Origin of the sequence: Cohnella candidum (genome assembly GCF_003713065.1) — a bacterium.
Lineage (GTDB): Bacteria > Bacillota > Bacilli > Paenibacillales > Paenibacillaceae > Cohnella > Cohnella candidum.
Genome location: NZ_CP033433.1, coordinates 1,753,092 through 1,768,340, shown reverse-complemented (window position 1 = coordinate 1,768,340; position 15,249 = coordinate 1,753,092). Strand labels below are relative to the sequence as shown.

Below are 15,249 nucleotides of genomic sequence, written 5' to 3'. Positions count from 1 at the left end.
ATGGCGCAAATGAATATGAAAGAAGCGATCCGCGACGCGATGAGGGTTGAGCTCAAACGCGACCCCAACGTGCTCGTGTTCGGGGAAGACGTCGGCAAGGTAGGCGGCGTGTTCCGCGCGACGGAAGGATTGCAAGGCGAATTCGGCGATACGCGCGTGTTCGACACGCCGCTGGCCGAATCCGCCATCGGCGGCCTCGCCGTCGGCCTGGGCACCCAAGGATTCCGCCCCGTGGCGGAAATCCAATTCGTCGGCTTCATTTTCGAAGCGTTGGACCAAATGTTCGTTCAGGCAGCCCGGATGCGTTACCGTTCCGGCGGCCGCTATCACTCTCCGATCGTGTTCCGCACGCCGTTCGGCGGCGGCGTCAAAGCGGCGGAGCTTCACACGGACGCCTTGGAAGGTTTGGCCATCCAAACGCCCGGCATCAAGGTCGTTATCCCTTCCAACCCGTATGATGCCAAAGGCCTGCTCATTTCGGCCATTCGAGACAACGATCCCGTTTTCTTCATGGAACACTTGAACTTGTACCATGCATTCCGCGACGAAGTGCCGGAAGGCGACTACACGGTGCCGATCGGCAAGGCGAAAGTCGTCCGCGAAGGCAAGGACGTCACGATTATCGCTTACGGCCTGATGGTCCACACCGCCCTGAAAGCGGCGGAAGAGCTGGAGAAGAACGGCGTGCAGGCGGAGGTCATTGACCTGCGCACGCTTGTGCCGCTGGATATCGACACGATCGTCGCTTCCATCCAGAAGACCAACCGCGCGATCGTCGTGCAGGAAGCGCAGAAATCGGCCGGCGCCGCCGCCGAAATCATCGCCCAGATCAACGAGAAGGCGATTCTGCACCTGGAAGCTCCCGTGCTCCGCTGCGCGCCTCCGGATACGGTGTATCCGTTCGCGCAAATCGAAGATGCTTGGTTGCCGAACGCGGCTCGCATCGTGAAAACCGTCAATCAAGTGCTGCAGTTCTAATCGAAGCAGGACAATTCGGGGTCCCCAATAAGCTGCGAAAAGGCTTCAACGCTTCACGTCGATTTTTGGGGTGTAAATAGGAGGGTGCCAGGTGGCCAGATTCGAATATCGGTTTCCCGAGCTCGGCGAAGGGCTGCATGAAGGCGAAATCGTCAAAATGCACATCGCTCCGGGCCAAACGGTAACGGACGAAGACATCATTATGGAAGTACAGAACGACAAGGCGATCGTGGAAGTGCCTTGCCCGGTGAACGGCAAAGTGCTCGAAGTGTTCGCCAAGGACGGGCAAGTCATGCACGTCGGCGAAGTCGTCGCCGTCATCGAGGCGGAAGGCGACGTGCCGGAGCAAGCTCCGGCGGCGGGCGACCACGCCCAAGCGGTGGGCGGCGCGTCCGGCAACTCCGCGGTCGGCGGCGCGGATACGAAAGGCCAGCCGGCCCAACAGCCGGCAGCTGCGGAATCCGCTCCCGCACCGGCTCCGGCTCCAGCGGCGGCACCTTCGCAACCGGCTCCCGGCGGCATCGTGCTCGCCACGCCGAGCGTGCGCAAGTTCGCCCGCGAGAAAGGCGTGAACATCGCGGAAGTGAAAGGCACCGGCAAAAACGGCCGTATCACCCGTGAGGACGTCAGCGGCTTCGCGGCAGGCGGGGCTCCTGCTGCACCAGCGGCAACGGCAGCCGCCGATGCGCCTGCCGCTGCAAATGCACCTGCGGCAGCTCGTCCGGCGGTACAAGCCGGCCCGGGCGTCGAAGAGCGCGTGCCGTTCAAAGGCATCCGCAAAGCGATCGCCAACGCGATGGTCAAGTCGGCTTACACTGCTCCGCACGTGACGATCATGGACGAAGTGGACGTCACGGCGCTCGTCGCTCTTCGCAACCGCGCGAAGCCGGTTGCCGAGAAAAAAGGCGTCAAGCTGACGTACCTTCCGTTCATCGTGAAGGCGCTCGTCGCCGCGTGCCGCGAATTCCCGGCGCTGAATGCGACGATCGACGAAGCGGCGAACGAAATCGTCTACAAGAAGTACTACAACATCGGCATCGCCGCCGACACGGATAACGGACTCGTCGTGCCCGTCGTGCATGATGCCGACCGCAAGAACGCATGGTCGATCGCCGGCGAAATCCGCGAATTGGCCGGCAAGGCGCGCGACGGCAAGCTGGCTCCGAACGAAATGAAAGGCGGCACGATCACGATCACGAACATCGGGTCTGCCGGCGGGATGTTCTTTACGCCGATCATCAACTTCCCGGAAGTCGCGATTCTCGGCACCGGCCGCATCAGCGAGAAGCCGGTCGTCAAGAACGGCGAAATCGTCGTCGCCCCGGTCATGGCGCTGTCGCTCAGCTTCGATCACCGCATCATCGACGGCGCGACCGCCCAAAACTTCATGAACTATATCAAACAGCTGCTTAGCGACCCAGAACTTCTCGTCATGGAGGTGTAAACGATGGTTGTAGGAGACGCTTCCCTAGACATCGATTTGCTGGTTATCGGCGCAGGCCCCGGCGGTTATGTGGCCGCCATCCGCGCCGCCCAGCTCGGACAGAAGGTCATCATCGCGGACAAAGCCAAGTGGGGCGGCGTCTGCCTGAACGTCGGCTGCATTCCGTCCAAAGCGCTCATCAATGCCGCGCATCATTATGAGTCGATGCAGCATGCCGAGACGTACGGGCTGAAAGCCGAGAACGTCGGCGTCGATTTCGGCAAGGTGCAAGAGTATAAAACTTCCGTCGTGAACAAAATGACGGGCGGCGTGGAAATGCTGCTCAAGGCGAACAAAGTGCAAATGTTCGCCGGAGAAGTCATGTTCATCAACGAGAACGAGGCGCGTTTGTTCAACGATCAGGAATCGCCGCGCTATCGGTTCAAGAACTGCATCATCGCGACGGGCTCGCGCCCGATCGAGTTGAAGCCGTTCCCGTTCGGCGGCCGCATCCTGTCGTCCACCGAAGCGCTGTCGCTGCCGGAAGTGCCGAAAAGCCTCGTCGTGATCGGCGGCGGCTACATCGGCATCGAGCTTGGCCAAATGTACAGCAAGTTCGGCACGAAGGTGACGATCCTCGAAGGACTCGACACCATCATGGCCGGCTTCGACAAGGACATGAGCCAGCTCGTCGCCAAGAAGATGAAGAAGGCGAACGTCGACATCATCACGGGCGCCAAAGCCCAAAGCGCCGAGCAGAACGACAAGGAAGTCACCGTCACGTACGAGGCGGGCGGAGAGACGAAAACCGTCACCGCGGACTACCTGCTCGTCACGGTCGGACGCCGCCCGAACACGGACGGCGAACTCGGCCTGGACATGCTCGGCATCAAAATGACGGACCGCGGCCTGATCGAGGTCGACGACCAATGCCGCACGAGCATCCCGCACATTTACGCCATCGGCGATATCGTGCCGGGAGCCGCGCTGGCGCATAAAGCTTCCTACGAGGCGAAAGTGGCGGCGGAAGCGATCGCGGGACTTCCTTCCAAGGTCGACTACAAGTGCATCCCGGCCGTCGCGTTCTCGGACCCCGAATGCGCAAGCGTCGGCTATACCGAGAAGGAAGCGAAGGACAAAGGCCTGAACGTCAAGAGCAGCAAGTTCCCGTTCGGCGGCAACGGCCGCGCGGTAACGCTCGGAGGCGCGGACGGCTTCATGAAGATCATCCATGAAGTCGACACCGGACTCGTGCTCGGCGCCCAGATCGCCGGCGTCGAGGCTTCCAACATGATCGCCGAGCTGGGGCTCGCGATCGAAATGGGCGCCACGATCGAAGACATCGCGTTGACGATCCACGCCCACCCGACGCTTGGGGAAATCACGATGGACACGGCCGAGCTGGCCATGGGCCATCCGATCCACACGATCGCTCCGAAGTGAACCGAATGAACTCGCAGCATCGCCAAGATCCGCGCGGAAGCGCGGATCTTTTTTTTGCCGTAATCCCTTTGCGCGCGGTCTTTCGGAGACTGACAACTTCCGAAAGAGGTAAAATATAAGTAGATGAAGCCGACGAGGAGGCGCCAACCATGACGCTGGAAAGCAAACCGATGAGCCAATCCCGCACGATCATGACCGAGCTCGTATTCCCATCCGATACGAACCATCACGGCACGATGTTCGGCGGCACGCTGATGTTGTATATCGATAAAATCGCCGCGATCGCCGCCACCCGCCATTGCCACCGGCCGGTCGTGACGGCCAGCACCGACAGCCTGGATTTCCTGTCGCCGATCCGCATCGGGGAAGCCGTCGAATTGGAGGCTTTCGTCACCTGGACGCATCGGAGCTCGATGGAAGTGTTTTGCGTCGTCCGCGCCGAAAATCTGTTTACCGGCGAACGCAGGGTGACGGTGACCGCGTTCTCGACGTTCGTGGCCGTGGACGAGAATAACCGCCCGATTCCGGTGCCTGGCGTCCATCCGGAGAACGATGACGAACGCAAACTGCACGAAAGCGCGCCTGAACGGTATCAGCACCGGATGGAACGCCGCAAGACGCGGTATTCGTCGACAGAATCGGGCGCGCAATGATAGAATAGGCGGAAACGAGTAAAGAGAGTCAGAGGTGTCATTCGTGCGCAATTATTTGGATTTGCTGCAGGACGTGCTGGATCACGGCACGGAGAAAATGGACCGGACCGGAACGGGTACGCGTTCGGTTTTCGGCCGTCAGCTCCGCTTCGATCTCAGCGAAGGCTTTCCCCTGGTCACGACGAAGAGGATCCATCTGAAGTCGGTCGTCCACGAGCTTTTGTGGTTTCTCCGCGGGGAAACGAATATTCGCTACCTGAAGGAAAACGGCGTCACCATCTGGGACGAATGGGCCGACGAGAACGGCGACCTCGGGCCGGTGTACGGGTCGCAATGGCGTTCCTGGGAGGCCCCGGACGGCCGCAAGATCGACCAAATCTCGCAATTGATCGAGGGCATCAAGCGGAATCCCGATTCCCGCAGGCATCTCGTCAGCGCTTGGAACGTCGCCGAAATCGACCGGATGAAGCTGCCGCCTTGCCATTTGTTATTCCAGTTCTACGTCGCGAACGGAAAATTGAGCTGCATGCTGACGATGCGTTCCGTGGACACGTTCCTCGGACTGCCGTTTAATATCGCGTCTTATGCGCTGCTCACGCACATGATCGCTCAGCAATGCGATCTCGACGTAGGGGAATTCGTGTTCTCCGGCGGTGACGTCCATATTTACAGCAACCATTTGGAGCAGGTGAAGCTTCAGCTGACGAGGGAACCGCTGCCGCTGCCCAAACTCATCATCAAACGGAAGCCGGACTCCATTTTCGATTATGTGTTTGAGGATTTCGAATTCGCAGGTTATGAGCACCATCCCGCGATCAAAGCTCCGGTAGCGATATGACGAAGGAATGTCCCGCACGGCCGGACCGGCTTATCTTCAGCTCGGAAAGCCCCGAGATCCAGGCGCTGATCAGAAACGACGAACGGCTGGCTTGGCTGATCGGCAGGGTGGGAGAATTGACGATTCACCTGAATCCCGATCCGTTCCAATCGCTGGCGTTGTCGATTGTCGGGCAGCAGTTGTCGGTGAAAGCCGCCGCCTCGATCAAGGAACGCGTTCTGCTGCTGGCCCCGGAGTTCACCCCGGAATCCCTGCTGGCACTAGAGCCGGAGACGCTCCGCGGTGCGGGGCTGTCCCGTGCCAAAGTGGTTTCGATCCACGATTTGGCGTCCAAAACGGCCGCACGCCAGTTGGATTTTGACCGCCTGGAGCAGATGGAGAACGAGGAGATCATCGAGATGGTGACCGACGTCAAGGGCATCGGAAGATGGACGGCCGAGATGTTCCTCATGTTCTCGCTCGGCAGGCCGGACGTGCTGTCGCTCGGCGACTTCGGCTTGCAGCGCTCCACGAAATGGCTGTTCGGCATGGAGGACCGGCCGGACAAAAAGTACTTGGAGCAGCACGGCCACAAGTGGGCACCATATCGCTCCGCTGCTTCGTTTTATTTGTGGGAAGCGATCAACCGGGGCATCATCAACGAATAGGTTTCGCCTGTCGTTCCGTCATGGAGCGGCAGGCGTTTTATTTATGTAACTTTCTTGCATAATTCTGTGTGCGGCTCGAAGATTTGGCTGAGTTATGTAACTTTCTTGCATAAAACCGTGTGCGGCTTGGAGATTCGACGGAGTTATGTGACTTTCTTGCATAAATCCGTGTGCGGCTCGGTGATTCGACGGAGTTATGTAACTTTTGCAACTAGAATAAAAAGTGGACACCTCGTTAAGAGAACACAATAATGAATGTATCTCAGGAGGTGTTCACATGGGTGAACAACGGCAGCGGTTCAATGAGGAATTTAAGAAACAGACGATCAAGCTCCTTCAGGAGCAAGCAAAAACGGTCGAGGAGATCGCCCAGGAGCTCGACATTCCAGCAAGAACATTACATTCATGGAAAGCGAAATATCGTGATTTTAAGAATGAACCCATTGCCTCACTGGATCGCATTAAAGAACTCGAACAACTCGTCAAAGAGCAGCAACGTGAACTTCACGCGAAAGATCGGAAGATCGCTGATGTCGAAGAAGAGCTAACGATTGTAAAAAAGGCAGTGCACATCTTCAGCAAGCCAAAGAACTAAGATTTCAGTTCATTGAAGATCATCGCTCCGAGTTCAATTTGGAGAAGATGTGCGAATTAATGGGGGTTTCCCGGAGCGGTTACTACAAATGGCGGTCTGCTGGTCCAAGTAATCAGGAACTACGTAAGCGTGAACTGATGGGGCGTATTACGTATCACTTTAACGACTCAGAGAAGCGCTACGGCGCTCCCAAAATCACTTTTTTACTGCGCGAGGAAGGTTATACGGTAATTGAGCGGACAGTCGGTTTGTACATGCATGAACTCGGCCTGCGTTCCTGTGTCTCGAGTAAATACAAGGTTCAAACAACCGACTCTAATCACGACTTGCCGATCGCTCCAAACATTCTGAATCAACAGTTTGAAACGCAGCGGCCCAATCAAGTTTGGGTTGCTGACATCACCTACATTCCGTGCAAAGAAGGCCGGCTGTATCTCGCGAGCGTCCTTGATCTTTGCACCCGTGAGATCGTGGGCTGGCGCCTTGAGGACCGTATGACGACCGATCTGGTGCTCGGTGCTTTGCAAGATGCCTATGCAGCCAAGAAGCCGAAGAAGGGGCTTCTCCACCATTCAGATCGCGGGAGCCAGTACGCATCCGATGACTACAAAAAGCAACTTAAAGCTTACAGAATGAAAGCAAGCATGAGTCGAAAAGGCAATTGTTATGACAATGCGTGCATTGAATCATTCCACAGCATCCTTAAAAAAGAACTTATTTACTGCAAACGATTTAGAACGAAGCAACAAGCATACAACGAGATGTTTCGGTACGTTGAGTTCTTTTATAACCGCAAACGGATCCACGGTGCACTGGGATATTTATCACCAGTTCGTTTCGCTTCCAGTTTCAGTAAGAGTAAAGCTAGTTAATTGGTGTCCACTTTCTTGACGTAGGTCCATTTCTTGCATAAAACGGTTTGCTGCACGAGGTTTCGGTGGAGTTATGTAATTTTCTAGCATAAATCCGTGAGCGGCTCGAAGATTCGGCGGAGTTATGTAACTTTCTTGCACAACCCCTGATGAGAAAAATATTTTCTAATCCCTCAAACCGTTTTTTCCCATCCGTCGTTTCCTTGGGTGAAGTTGGAAAACGGGAGGGAACGATGGGGATGAAAATCGGTAAAAAGTTATTGTCGGTATTGAGTTTGGCGATCGCGGTGACGGTCGCGCCCTTCAGCGCGTTCGCGGCGGGGGAAACGGACAGCGCGGGAAGTTCGACGAGCGTCGCAGCCGTCAGTGCGCTGCCGACGGGCCATTCGTCGGACATCGCGGCGGAGCTCGGCATTTTGCTTGGGGACGGCCACGGCGTGACGGAAGCGTACCTCGCCAAAACGACGACGAGGATGCAAGGAGCGATTATCGCGCTTCGCCTGCTGTGCAAAGAAAAAGAGGCACTTGCGTATACGGGAACGGACAATTTCGCGGACGCAGGCTCCGCGGGGTCCAGCCTGAGGCCCGTACTCGCTTATCTGAAGGCGCATCCGGAGCTCGGCTGGAGCGGCACGGGCGGCGGAAAGTTCAGCCCGAACGCGGCGATTACGGCGCAGCAAGTGTACAAGGTGATGCTGGAATCTTTGGCGTACCGGACGGGAACGGACTTCGCTTACGCCGATGCGATCGAGTTCGCCGCTTCGAAAGGCCTTAGCCGGGCGGCCGCGGCAGCGCCGTTCACGAACCGCGATTTGGCGTCGGCGCTGCTGGAAACGCTGCAAACGATACCTCAAGGCGGCGCGAAGACGCTCCTCGACATTTTGGTAGAAGGCAAAGCGTTGTCGGCGGATAAAGCCGGCTTGCTCGGCGGCAAACGCATCGACGTGCGGAAAACCGCGGACGGCTCCACTTATTTGACGGACGGCGCGGGAATGGCGCTCTATCTGTTCACGAAAGACATGGCCGACCTGAATTCCTGCACGGGCGACTGCCTGAAGGCTTGGCCGGTATTCAGCGCGGACCGGCTGCTGCTCGCCGACGGGGTCGACGGCAAAGACTTCGGCGCGTTCACCCGCACCGACGGGATGAAGCAAGTCACGTACAAAGGCTGGCCGCTCTATTACTTTGTAAAAGACGCGAAGCCCGGAGACGTGACGGGCGAGGGTGTCGGCAAAGTTTGGTATTTGATCAAGCAGCCGTTCTACACGGTGGCGCTCGGTACCGATCCGACGCTGAAAATCAACTATCTCGTCGACGCGAACGGCATGTCGCTGTACTACTTCGATAAGGATCCGAAAGGCGCCAGCGTATGCTCCGGCGATTGCCTGGCCAAGTGGCCGGCATTCCACGCCGACAAGATCACCGTGCCCAGCGGCCTGAAAGCGGAGGATTTCGGCGAAATCATCCGGCCGGACGGCGCTAAGCAGACAACTTACAAAGGCTATCCGCTCTATTATTGGGTTCAGGACGCCAAACGCGGCGACACGCTGGGCCACAACGTCGGCAAGGTTTGGTTCCTCGTCGATCCGGACAAATTCACCGGTACGACCACGCAGGATTCCCTGCCGGGCAGCGCGACGATCGAAATGAAAAACTACATGTTCTCGCAGGATACGGTCACGGTGAAAGCCGGTTCGACAATCACGTTCATCAACCGGGACAATGACTTCCACAACGCGGTGGCGGTCGACGGATCGTTCCGGATCCCGCTCATCTCTCAAGGGCAATCCGTTACCATCAAGCTGGATAAACCGGGTACTTACGCCTTCTACTGCGAACCGCACAAAGACCATATGAAAGCCACGATCATCGTCCAATGAAGAATTTCGGAACGGGATTGATCCGGTATAGCGTATGGGCGCTTCTGATCCTTTTCGCAGCCGCTTGTTCGTCCAAAGGAGGGAGCGATGCCGCTTCGACGCCGGCAGCAGCATCGCCGTCCATCGCAGCCTCGGTTGCACCGTCAGCAACAGCATCGGCATCGCCGACGGAATCCTCGGAGCCCTCGGAATCGCCTTCGGGTTCGGCTTCCGCCTCGCCGTCGTCGGCATCGCCTGAGGCTTCGCCTTCCGACTCACCATCGCCGTCGGCGAGCGCGTCTCACGACCCTTCGCCCAAACCGGAAGCTTCGCACGACGACCACGGCGGGCACTCGGCGATGCCGTCGCCGAAGCCATCGGCGAAACCTTCGCCGCAGCCTTCGAAGGAAACGGCTTCACCATCGCCTTCCCCGTCCGCCGAAGACCGGAAGAGCGAGACGGTCACCGTGGAAATCAAAAGCTTCGCGTTCCACCCGTCCGATATCGAAATCCATGTCGGCGACAAAATCAAATTCGTCAACCGCGACGACGTCGAGCATTCGGCCGTTGCGGACGACGGATCGTTCGATACGGGCATGCTGGGCAAGGACGAAGAGAAGACCGTCACGTTCGACAAAGCGGGGACGTTCACGTACTACTGCAATCCCCATACGGGAATGACGGGTAAAATCGTCGTGAAAGAAAGTTGAATTCGGGACGGACGGGAGGGGCTCCCGTCCGTCCATTTTCTGTTAAAATAGGGATGGCAAGCAATCGCGGTTCAAAAGGGGTAACGACGAGATGCCGACCCATACCGACAGCGAATTGATGCGGATGATCCGCATGAAACAAAGGGACGCCTTAGAGCTTCTATATGACCGGTACGCGAAACTGGTCTATTCCTTCGCCAGACGGGCGGCGGGAAGCGAACCGCTGGCGCGGGAAATCGTCCAGCTGGTGTTTACCCGCCTATGGACGACGAGAGCCGAATACGATGCGGCGAAAGGCTCGTTCGCCAATTGGCTCATTACGGTCACGAGGAACATCGCCGTGGACGTCCTTCGCAGGGAGAGGCGGCATGCCGCCAACGTCCCGATGGAGTGGATCGAGGAAACGAAGGAAGCTTCGGAAACGGATGACCCGGCTAGCGAGCTCGTGCGGCGTTCCGAAATATCCGAAGTGGCTGCTGCTGCCTCCCGGCTTACCGTACCGCAGCAGAGGGTCATCGAGCTTTTGTACTGGAAAGGATATACGTTGCAGCAGATCGCGGAAATGGGCGGGGAACCCGTGGGCACGGTCAAAAGCCGGCTGCACCAAGCGTTGAAATCTCTTCGCCGCCATCTCCAGGGCCTCAGGGAGGAACGTTAAGCGATGGAAAACAGGGACATGACAACGAACTGCCAAGGACTGGCGGATTATATGGCGGGCGAAATGTCGGACGTCGAGCGCAAACGCTTCGAACGCCATCTCGATACTTGCGCCGCTTGCCGGGAAGACGCCGCCGAATGGCGTCTCGTATGGGATCGGCTGTCGGAAGACGCGCCAGAGCTGGAGCTTCCCGCCGACCTGAAGGCGGAAGTGATGGACTCGATATTCGGTCAAACGGAAAGCGATAATCCCGCAGAACGACAAACGCAAACCGTCACCCCAGATACGGTCCGTTCTCGCAAGCCGATCGCAAACGTTTACCGCCGGGTGATTCTCGCAGCCGTCATTGCTGCAGCGTTTTTCGCGGGCTTCGCGGGCCGGGGTTTACTGCCTTCCGGGTCGGAGCAGGCAGCCGTTCCCGCAATGGCAGCTCCCTCGCAAATCGAGAAGCTCGTTCGGCTTTCGCCCGAAGAGGAAGTCCGTTCCTACGCGGCCGGCAAAAACGCCTACGGCGTTGCATGCATGATCAAGTCGGCAGGCGAAACGCGGCTCGTCGTCTATGTTTTCGGCACGCCAAAGACGGAAGGGGAGCAGGCCTATCACGTCTGGCTGCTGAAAGACGGCACCCGCCGCAGCGCCGGTACTTTTACCGTGGGCTCCTCCGGTATCGGCCTTCTCACGGTACCGTGGAAGGATGATTTCCCTTCCTTCGATCATGTCGGGGTCACGCTCGAGCCGGATGCCGGCACGACATCGCCCCAAGGACCGAAAATGTTCGGATCCGCTTGAAGAACGAGTCAAATTTCGTAGAATCTTAACAATTGGAAATGGATTCTGGCCGTTCGTTCGGGTAGGCAGCATCTTTCCGGTATGGTATGATAGTGAAAATATACAGTCGTCATACGTTTCCGGAAGAGGGTTCCGCATGGCCATTACCATGATATCAGCAGCCGCTTCCAACGGGGTCATCGGGATCGGCAATCGGCTGCCCTGGCGGCTCCCCGCGGACATGGCTTATTTTATCGCCCAAACCAAAGGCAAACCGGTTCTCATGGGCCGGCTCACGTTCGAATCGTTGAAGAAGCCGCTGAAAGACAGGACGAACGTCATTCTTTCCCGAACGATGGAGGAAGCGCCGGAAGGCTGCGTCGTCGTCCGAACCGTGGAAGAAGCCGTCGAAAGATTCAAAAACGAAGATTTGATGGTTATCGGGGGAGAGCAGATTTATCGTCAGCTCCTTCCTTACGCGGACCGAATTCTGCTGACCGAGATCGATCGGGAATTCGAAGGGGATGCGTATTTTCCCGCTCTGGATCCCCGCGAGTGGACGCGCGTTTCGGCCGTGCCTGGCGTGCGGGACGAGCAGAACGATTTGCCGTTTACGTTCGTCGTGTACGAACGGCAATAGACGGATAGTGCAAACAATTGTAAGGAAAGTCCATTCTGGCTGCCGAAGCGATTTGGTAGCATGTTCTAATTAAAGTTAGAGATTCGCCACGAAACAGCGAAACACCGACAGATGGGGGAAACCGAAGATGTCCACACCTACGGGATTTATGGAATATAAGCGGGAGCTGCCCCGCGACCGCGATCCGCTCGAGAGGATCAAGGACTGGAACGAATTTCACAAATTGTTTTCGGAAGAACAGCTCCGTACCCAGGGCGCGCGCTGCATGGACTGCGGCACGCCTTACTGTCACACGGGGATAGAATTGTCCGGCGCCGCTTCCGGCTGCCCGGTCAACAACCTGATTCCGGAATGGAACAACCTGGTGTACCGCGGACTTTGGAAAGAAGCTTACGAGCGTCTCATGAAGACGAACAACTTCCCGGAATTCACCGGCCGCGTTTGCCCGGCGCCTTGCGAAGGCTCCTGTACGGTAGGCCTGATCGGCGATCCGGTCACGATCAAAACGATCGAGCAAGCGATCATCGACCGCGCCTTCGAAGAAGGCTGGGTCGTGCCGCAGCCGCCCAAGTCGCGCACCGGTAAGAAAGTCGCCGTCGTCGGCTCCGGCCCGGCGGGTCTTGCAACCGCCGCCCAATTGAACAAAGCGGGCCACACGGTAACTGTTTATGAGCGCGCGGACCGCATCGGCGGTTTGCTCATGTACGGTATTCCGACGATGAAGCTGGAGAAGGAAATCGTCCAGCGCCGCGTCGACCTGCTGGCCGCCGAAGGCGTCCAATTCGTCACCAACACGGAGATCGGTAAAGACATCCAGGCTGATAAGCTGATGGAAGAATTCGACGCCGTCGTCCTGTGCGGCGGCGCGACGAAAGCCCGTCCGATCGGCAACGTGGAAGGCGCTGAGCTCAAAGGCATCTATCCCGCAATGGACTTCCTGAACAGCACGATCAAGAGTTACTTGGATAACGGCTTGCAGGAAGGCACGTATCTTTCCGCCAAAGACAAGAACGTCATCGTCATCGGCGGCGGCGATACGGGAACCGACTGCGTGGCAACCGCGCTCCGTCACGGCTGCCGCACGGTAACCCAGTTCGGCACGCACGCCAAAGCGCCGGAACGCCGCGACACGGTTAACAACCCGTGGCCGGAATACCCGAACGTATACACGCTGGATTACGCTCACGAGGAAGCGAAGGCTCTTTACGGCGAAGATCCGCGCGCATTCTCCGTCCTGACGAAGAAGTTCGTCGGCGACGAGAACGGCAATGTGAAAGAACTGCACACCGTGCAAATCCGCCGTTACGTGGATGAGCAAGGGCGCAAGATTTACGAAGAAATCCCGGGCACCGAGCAAGTATGGCCTGCGGACGTCGTTCTCGTGGCCGTCGGCTTCGAAGGTCCGGAGAGCACGCTGGTCGACCAGTTCGGTCTGGAAACCGACCGCCGCACGAACGTCAAGGCCCGCTATGGCCATTATAAAACCAACGTTGACAAAGTTTTCGCCGCCGGCGACATGAGACGCGGCCAGAGCTTGATCGTCTGGGCGATCAACGAAGGCCGTGAAGCCGCCCGCGAAGTGGATAAATATTTGATGGGAAGCAGCATGCTTCCGTAATGAACGACCGTCAAGGCCGTTCCGGCGAACGCACCGCGTTTATCTTTTCCGGAACGGCCTTTTTTTGACCGTCGGGAACGAAGGAGGATCCGAATGATCAAGTATGGGGCCGAAAGCTGGAACGATTTGATTTTCACCGCGTTTTATCCGCGCGTCGAGAAACGGGACAACCAGTGGGTTGACGTGGAAGTTCAGGTCGACACCGCATCGTCTACGCCGCTTCCCGACGATTTGATCGATTTTTCCATTCTGATCGTCTGCACCCACCGCGGGTTTCCGATGCAGATCGTGCCGCAGGACGAAGGCTGCGACTGCGAATACCAGTTGACGGCTTCGGAAAAACAGCAGATCGAAGATTACATCGCAAGCTCTCCGTTACAAGCCCGGATACGCGAAGCCGCGGAACAAGATTTGGCTTAGTTTCCGCATCACATTGGCGATAAGAGGGGGGAGAGGGGAACGTGGAAAATGCGGCCTTGCTGTCGCCGGCGGACGTAAATGTCATTCGCCGGTACGTGCAAACGAAATACGCGCCCCTCTCCGGAGCCAAGCGGGCAGAGATCGTCGCTACCGCGATTCGCCAAACGATCCAGCGGAGACTGCCGGAATTGCCCGCCGAATTCAAGGAGAGGATCGCGGACGATTTGATCCGGCGGTGCCTCGTCGTGGAGCAGCGGGAAATCCGGCCAGACGACGTGTTGGACGTTTGCGCGGAGATCGAGCTGCCCGATCCGTCCGCGGAAGCGATGTTTTTGGACCCGATTCTCCGTTGGATGAATGAGCGGGCGCCGGGGAAATGGAGTCCCGAGCTGCTGATGAACCGATTGTTACGCAAAGAACCGGCTGCCGTGCTCGCCCAAGCGGAGTTCTCCGCCGAATTCGGAACGCTGGCGGCTGAAGCGCTGCCGCTTCCGGCACTGCCCCGAACGCGGCCTGGCTGGGACATCTTCGGCAGAGTGCCGCGTCCGGCTTTGGCGATGGCCGTTCTCGTGCTGGCCGGCGGCATCGCCGCGGGCGTGCTGCTGGGGCGTCCCGCTCCGGAGACGTCGGAGCAGCCTTTGCCGTCGCCCGTCCTGCAGCTGCCCGTGCCGTCCGCGGACGTGGGCATGCCGACGCAGCTGCGGTACCGGGACATCGATACGGCCGCGGTCAAATCGTACTTGCGGAGCCGGGATTCGATGCTGGCGGACGAGCCTTATTTCAGTGCCATCGTAAACAGCGCCAAGGAGCATGACGTGAATCCGCTGCTGCTGTTCGCGGTGACCGGGCAAGAGCAGGGCTTCGTTCCGAAGTCGAACAAAAACGCCAAAAAAATCGCCAACAATCCGTTTAACGTGTTTTACAGCTGGGAAGAATTCAACACCGACATCGGCGATTCGGCCGACATTGCCGCCCGCACGCTGTCGCGGCAGGGAAGCAAACGGCCGGAGGGATACGAGCCGTTCGACTGGCTGAATCAGACCTACGCAGAGGACCCGAATTGGTCCGACGGGGTCAAGCGAATATTCGATAAGTTGAACAGCCTGCCGCCTTCATCATACAAATGA

The 15,249-nt window shown here is 57.9% G+C and carries 18 protein-coding genes; 17 read left to right on the top strand and 1 reads right to left on the bottom strand.

What is annotated here, in order from left to right:
• From EAV92_RS08315 to EAV92_RS24510, 10 genes are all read left to right on the top strand, one after another.
• Nucleotides 1-978 carry an alpha-ketoacid dehydrogenase subunit beta gene (locus EAV92_RS08315; protein ID WP_123040629.1) on the top strand — a complete coding sequence of 326 codons (978 nt, stop codon included), beginning with the start codon at nt 1-3 and terminating at the stop codon, nt 976-978.
• Nucleotides 979-1,069: 91 nt separating this feature from the next.
• Nucleotides 1,070-2,422, top strand: a complete 1,353-nt coding sequence (locus tag EAV92_RS08310) for a dihydrolipoamide acetyltransferase family protein (RefSeq protein ID WP_123040628.1) — start codon at nt 1,070-1,072, stop codon at nt 2,420-2,422.
• A 3-nt stretch (nt 2,423-2,425) separates the two neighbouring features.
• Nucleotides 2,426-3,844, top strand: coding sequence for a dihydrolipoyl dehydrogenase (gene lpdA / locus EAV92_RS08305; protein ID WP_123040627.1), 1,419 nt, complete (start codon nt 2,426-2,428; stop codon nt 3,842-3,844).
• Between the two features lie 149 nt (nt 3,845-3,993).
• Nucleotides 3,994-4,497 (top strand): acyl-CoA thioesterase, encoded by a 504-nt coding sequence (locus tag EAV92_RS08300; protein ID WP_206424293.1) that lies wholly within the window; start codon nt 3,994-3,996, stop codon nt 4,495-4,497.
• A gap of 43 nt (nt 4,498-4,540) precedes the next feature.
• Nucleotides 4,541-5,335 (top strand): thymidylate synthase, encoded by a 795-nt coding sequence (thyA, locus tag EAV92_RS08295; protein ID WP_123043633.1) that lies wholly within the window; start codon nt 4,541-4,543, stop codon nt 5,333-5,335.
• Nucleotides 5,332-5,982, top strand: a complete 651-nt coding sequence (locus tag EAV92_RS08290; RefSeq protein WP_123040626.1) for a DNA-3-methyladenine glycosylase family protein — start codon at nt 5,332-5,334, stop codon at nt 5,980-5,982. Before thyA ends, EAV92_RS08290 begins: the two co-directional genes overlap by 4 nt.
• A 277-nt stretch (nt 5,983-6,259) precedes the next feature.
• A complete protein-coding gene (locus EAV92_RS24725; protein ID WP_206424278.1) occupies nt 6,260-6,577 on the top strand; it encodes a transposase in 318 nt (105 codons plus the stop codon).
• Nucleotides 6,578-6,588: 11 nt separating this feature from the next.
• On the top strand, nt 6,589-7,449 hold the full coding sequence (locus EAV92_RS08285) for an IS3 family transposase (protein ID WP_241158525.1): 861 nt from the start codon (nt 6,589-6,591) through the stop codon (nt 7,447-7,449).
• Between the two features lie 239 nt (nt 7,450-7,688).
• On the top strand, nt 7,689-9,329 hold the full coding sequence (locus EAV92_RS08280; protein ID WP_164472691.1) for a plastocyanin/azurin family copper-binding protein: 1,641 nt from the start codon (nt 7,689-7,691) through the stop codon (nt 9,327-9,329).
• A gap of 34 nt (nt 9,330-9,363) precedes the next feature.
• Entirely contained in the window at nt 9,364-9,567 is a 204-nt protein-coding gene (locus EAV92_RS24510; RefSeq protein ID WP_164472690.1) for a hypothetical protein, read from the top strand.
• A gap of 42 nt (nt 9,568-9,609) precedes the next feature.
• Here EAV92_RS24510 and EAV92_RS24505 read toward each other — a convergent pair whose 3' ends face one another.
• A complete protein-coding gene (locus EAV92_RS24505) occupies nt 9,610-9,786 on the bottom strand; it encodes a hypothetical protein (protein WP_164472689.1) in 177 nt (58 codons plus the stop codon).
• Between EAV92_RS24505 and EAV92_RS24500 the strand changes: the two genes are divergently transcribed.
• The 7 genes from EAV92_RS24500 to EAV92_RS08245 all read left to right on the top strand — a co-directional run bounded on the left by EAV92_RS24500 (nt 9,776) and on the right by EAV92_RS08245 (nt 15,249).
• Entirely contained in the window at nt 9,776-10,018 is a 243-nt protein-coding gene (locus EAV92_RS24500) for a plastocyanin/azurin family copper-binding protein (protein WP_164472688.1), read from the top strand. The genes EAV92_RS24505 and EAV92_RS24500 overlap by 11 nt on opposite strands.
• Before the next feature lie 91 nt (nt 10,019-10,109).
• Nucleotides 10,110-10,676 (top strand): RNA polymerase sigma factor, encoded by a 567-nt coding sequence (locus EAV92_RS08270; protein ID WP_123040623.1) that lies wholly within the window; start codon nt 10,110-10,112, stop codon nt 10,674-10,676.
• Nucleotides 10,677-10,679: 3 nt separating this feature from the next.
• Nucleotides 10,680-11,465 carry an anti-sigma factor gene (locus EAV92_RS08265; protein WP_123040622.1) on the top strand — a complete coding sequence of 262 codons (786 nt, stop codon included), beginning with the start codon at nt 10,680-10,682 and terminating at the stop codon, nt 11,463-11,465.
• A gap of 136 nt (nt 11,466-11,601) precedes the next feature.
• Nucleotides 11,602-12,084, top strand: coding sequence for a dihydrofolate reductase (locus tag EAV92_RS08260; protein WP_123040621.1), 483 nt, complete (start codon nt 11,602-11,604; stop codon nt 12,082-12,084).
• 127 nt (nt 12,085-12,211) lie between these two features.
• Entirely contained in the window at nt 12,212-13,702 is a 1,491-nt protein-coding gene (locus EAV92_RS08255; RefSeq protein ID WP_123040620.1) for a glutamate synthase subunit beta, read from the top strand.
• Nucleotides 13,703-13,795: 93 nt separating this feature from the next.
• Nucleotides 13,796-14,122, top strand: a complete 327-nt coding sequence (locus EAV92_RS08250) for a hypothetical protein (RefSeq protein ID WP_123040619.1) — start codon at nt 13,796-13,798, stop codon at nt 14,120-14,122.
• 41 nt (nt 14,123-14,163) lie between these two features.
• A complete protein-coding gene (locus EAV92_RS08245) occupies nt 14,164-15,249 on the top strand; it encodes a glucosaminidase domain-containing protein (RefSeq protein ID WP_123040618.1) in 1,086 nt (361 codons plus the stop codon).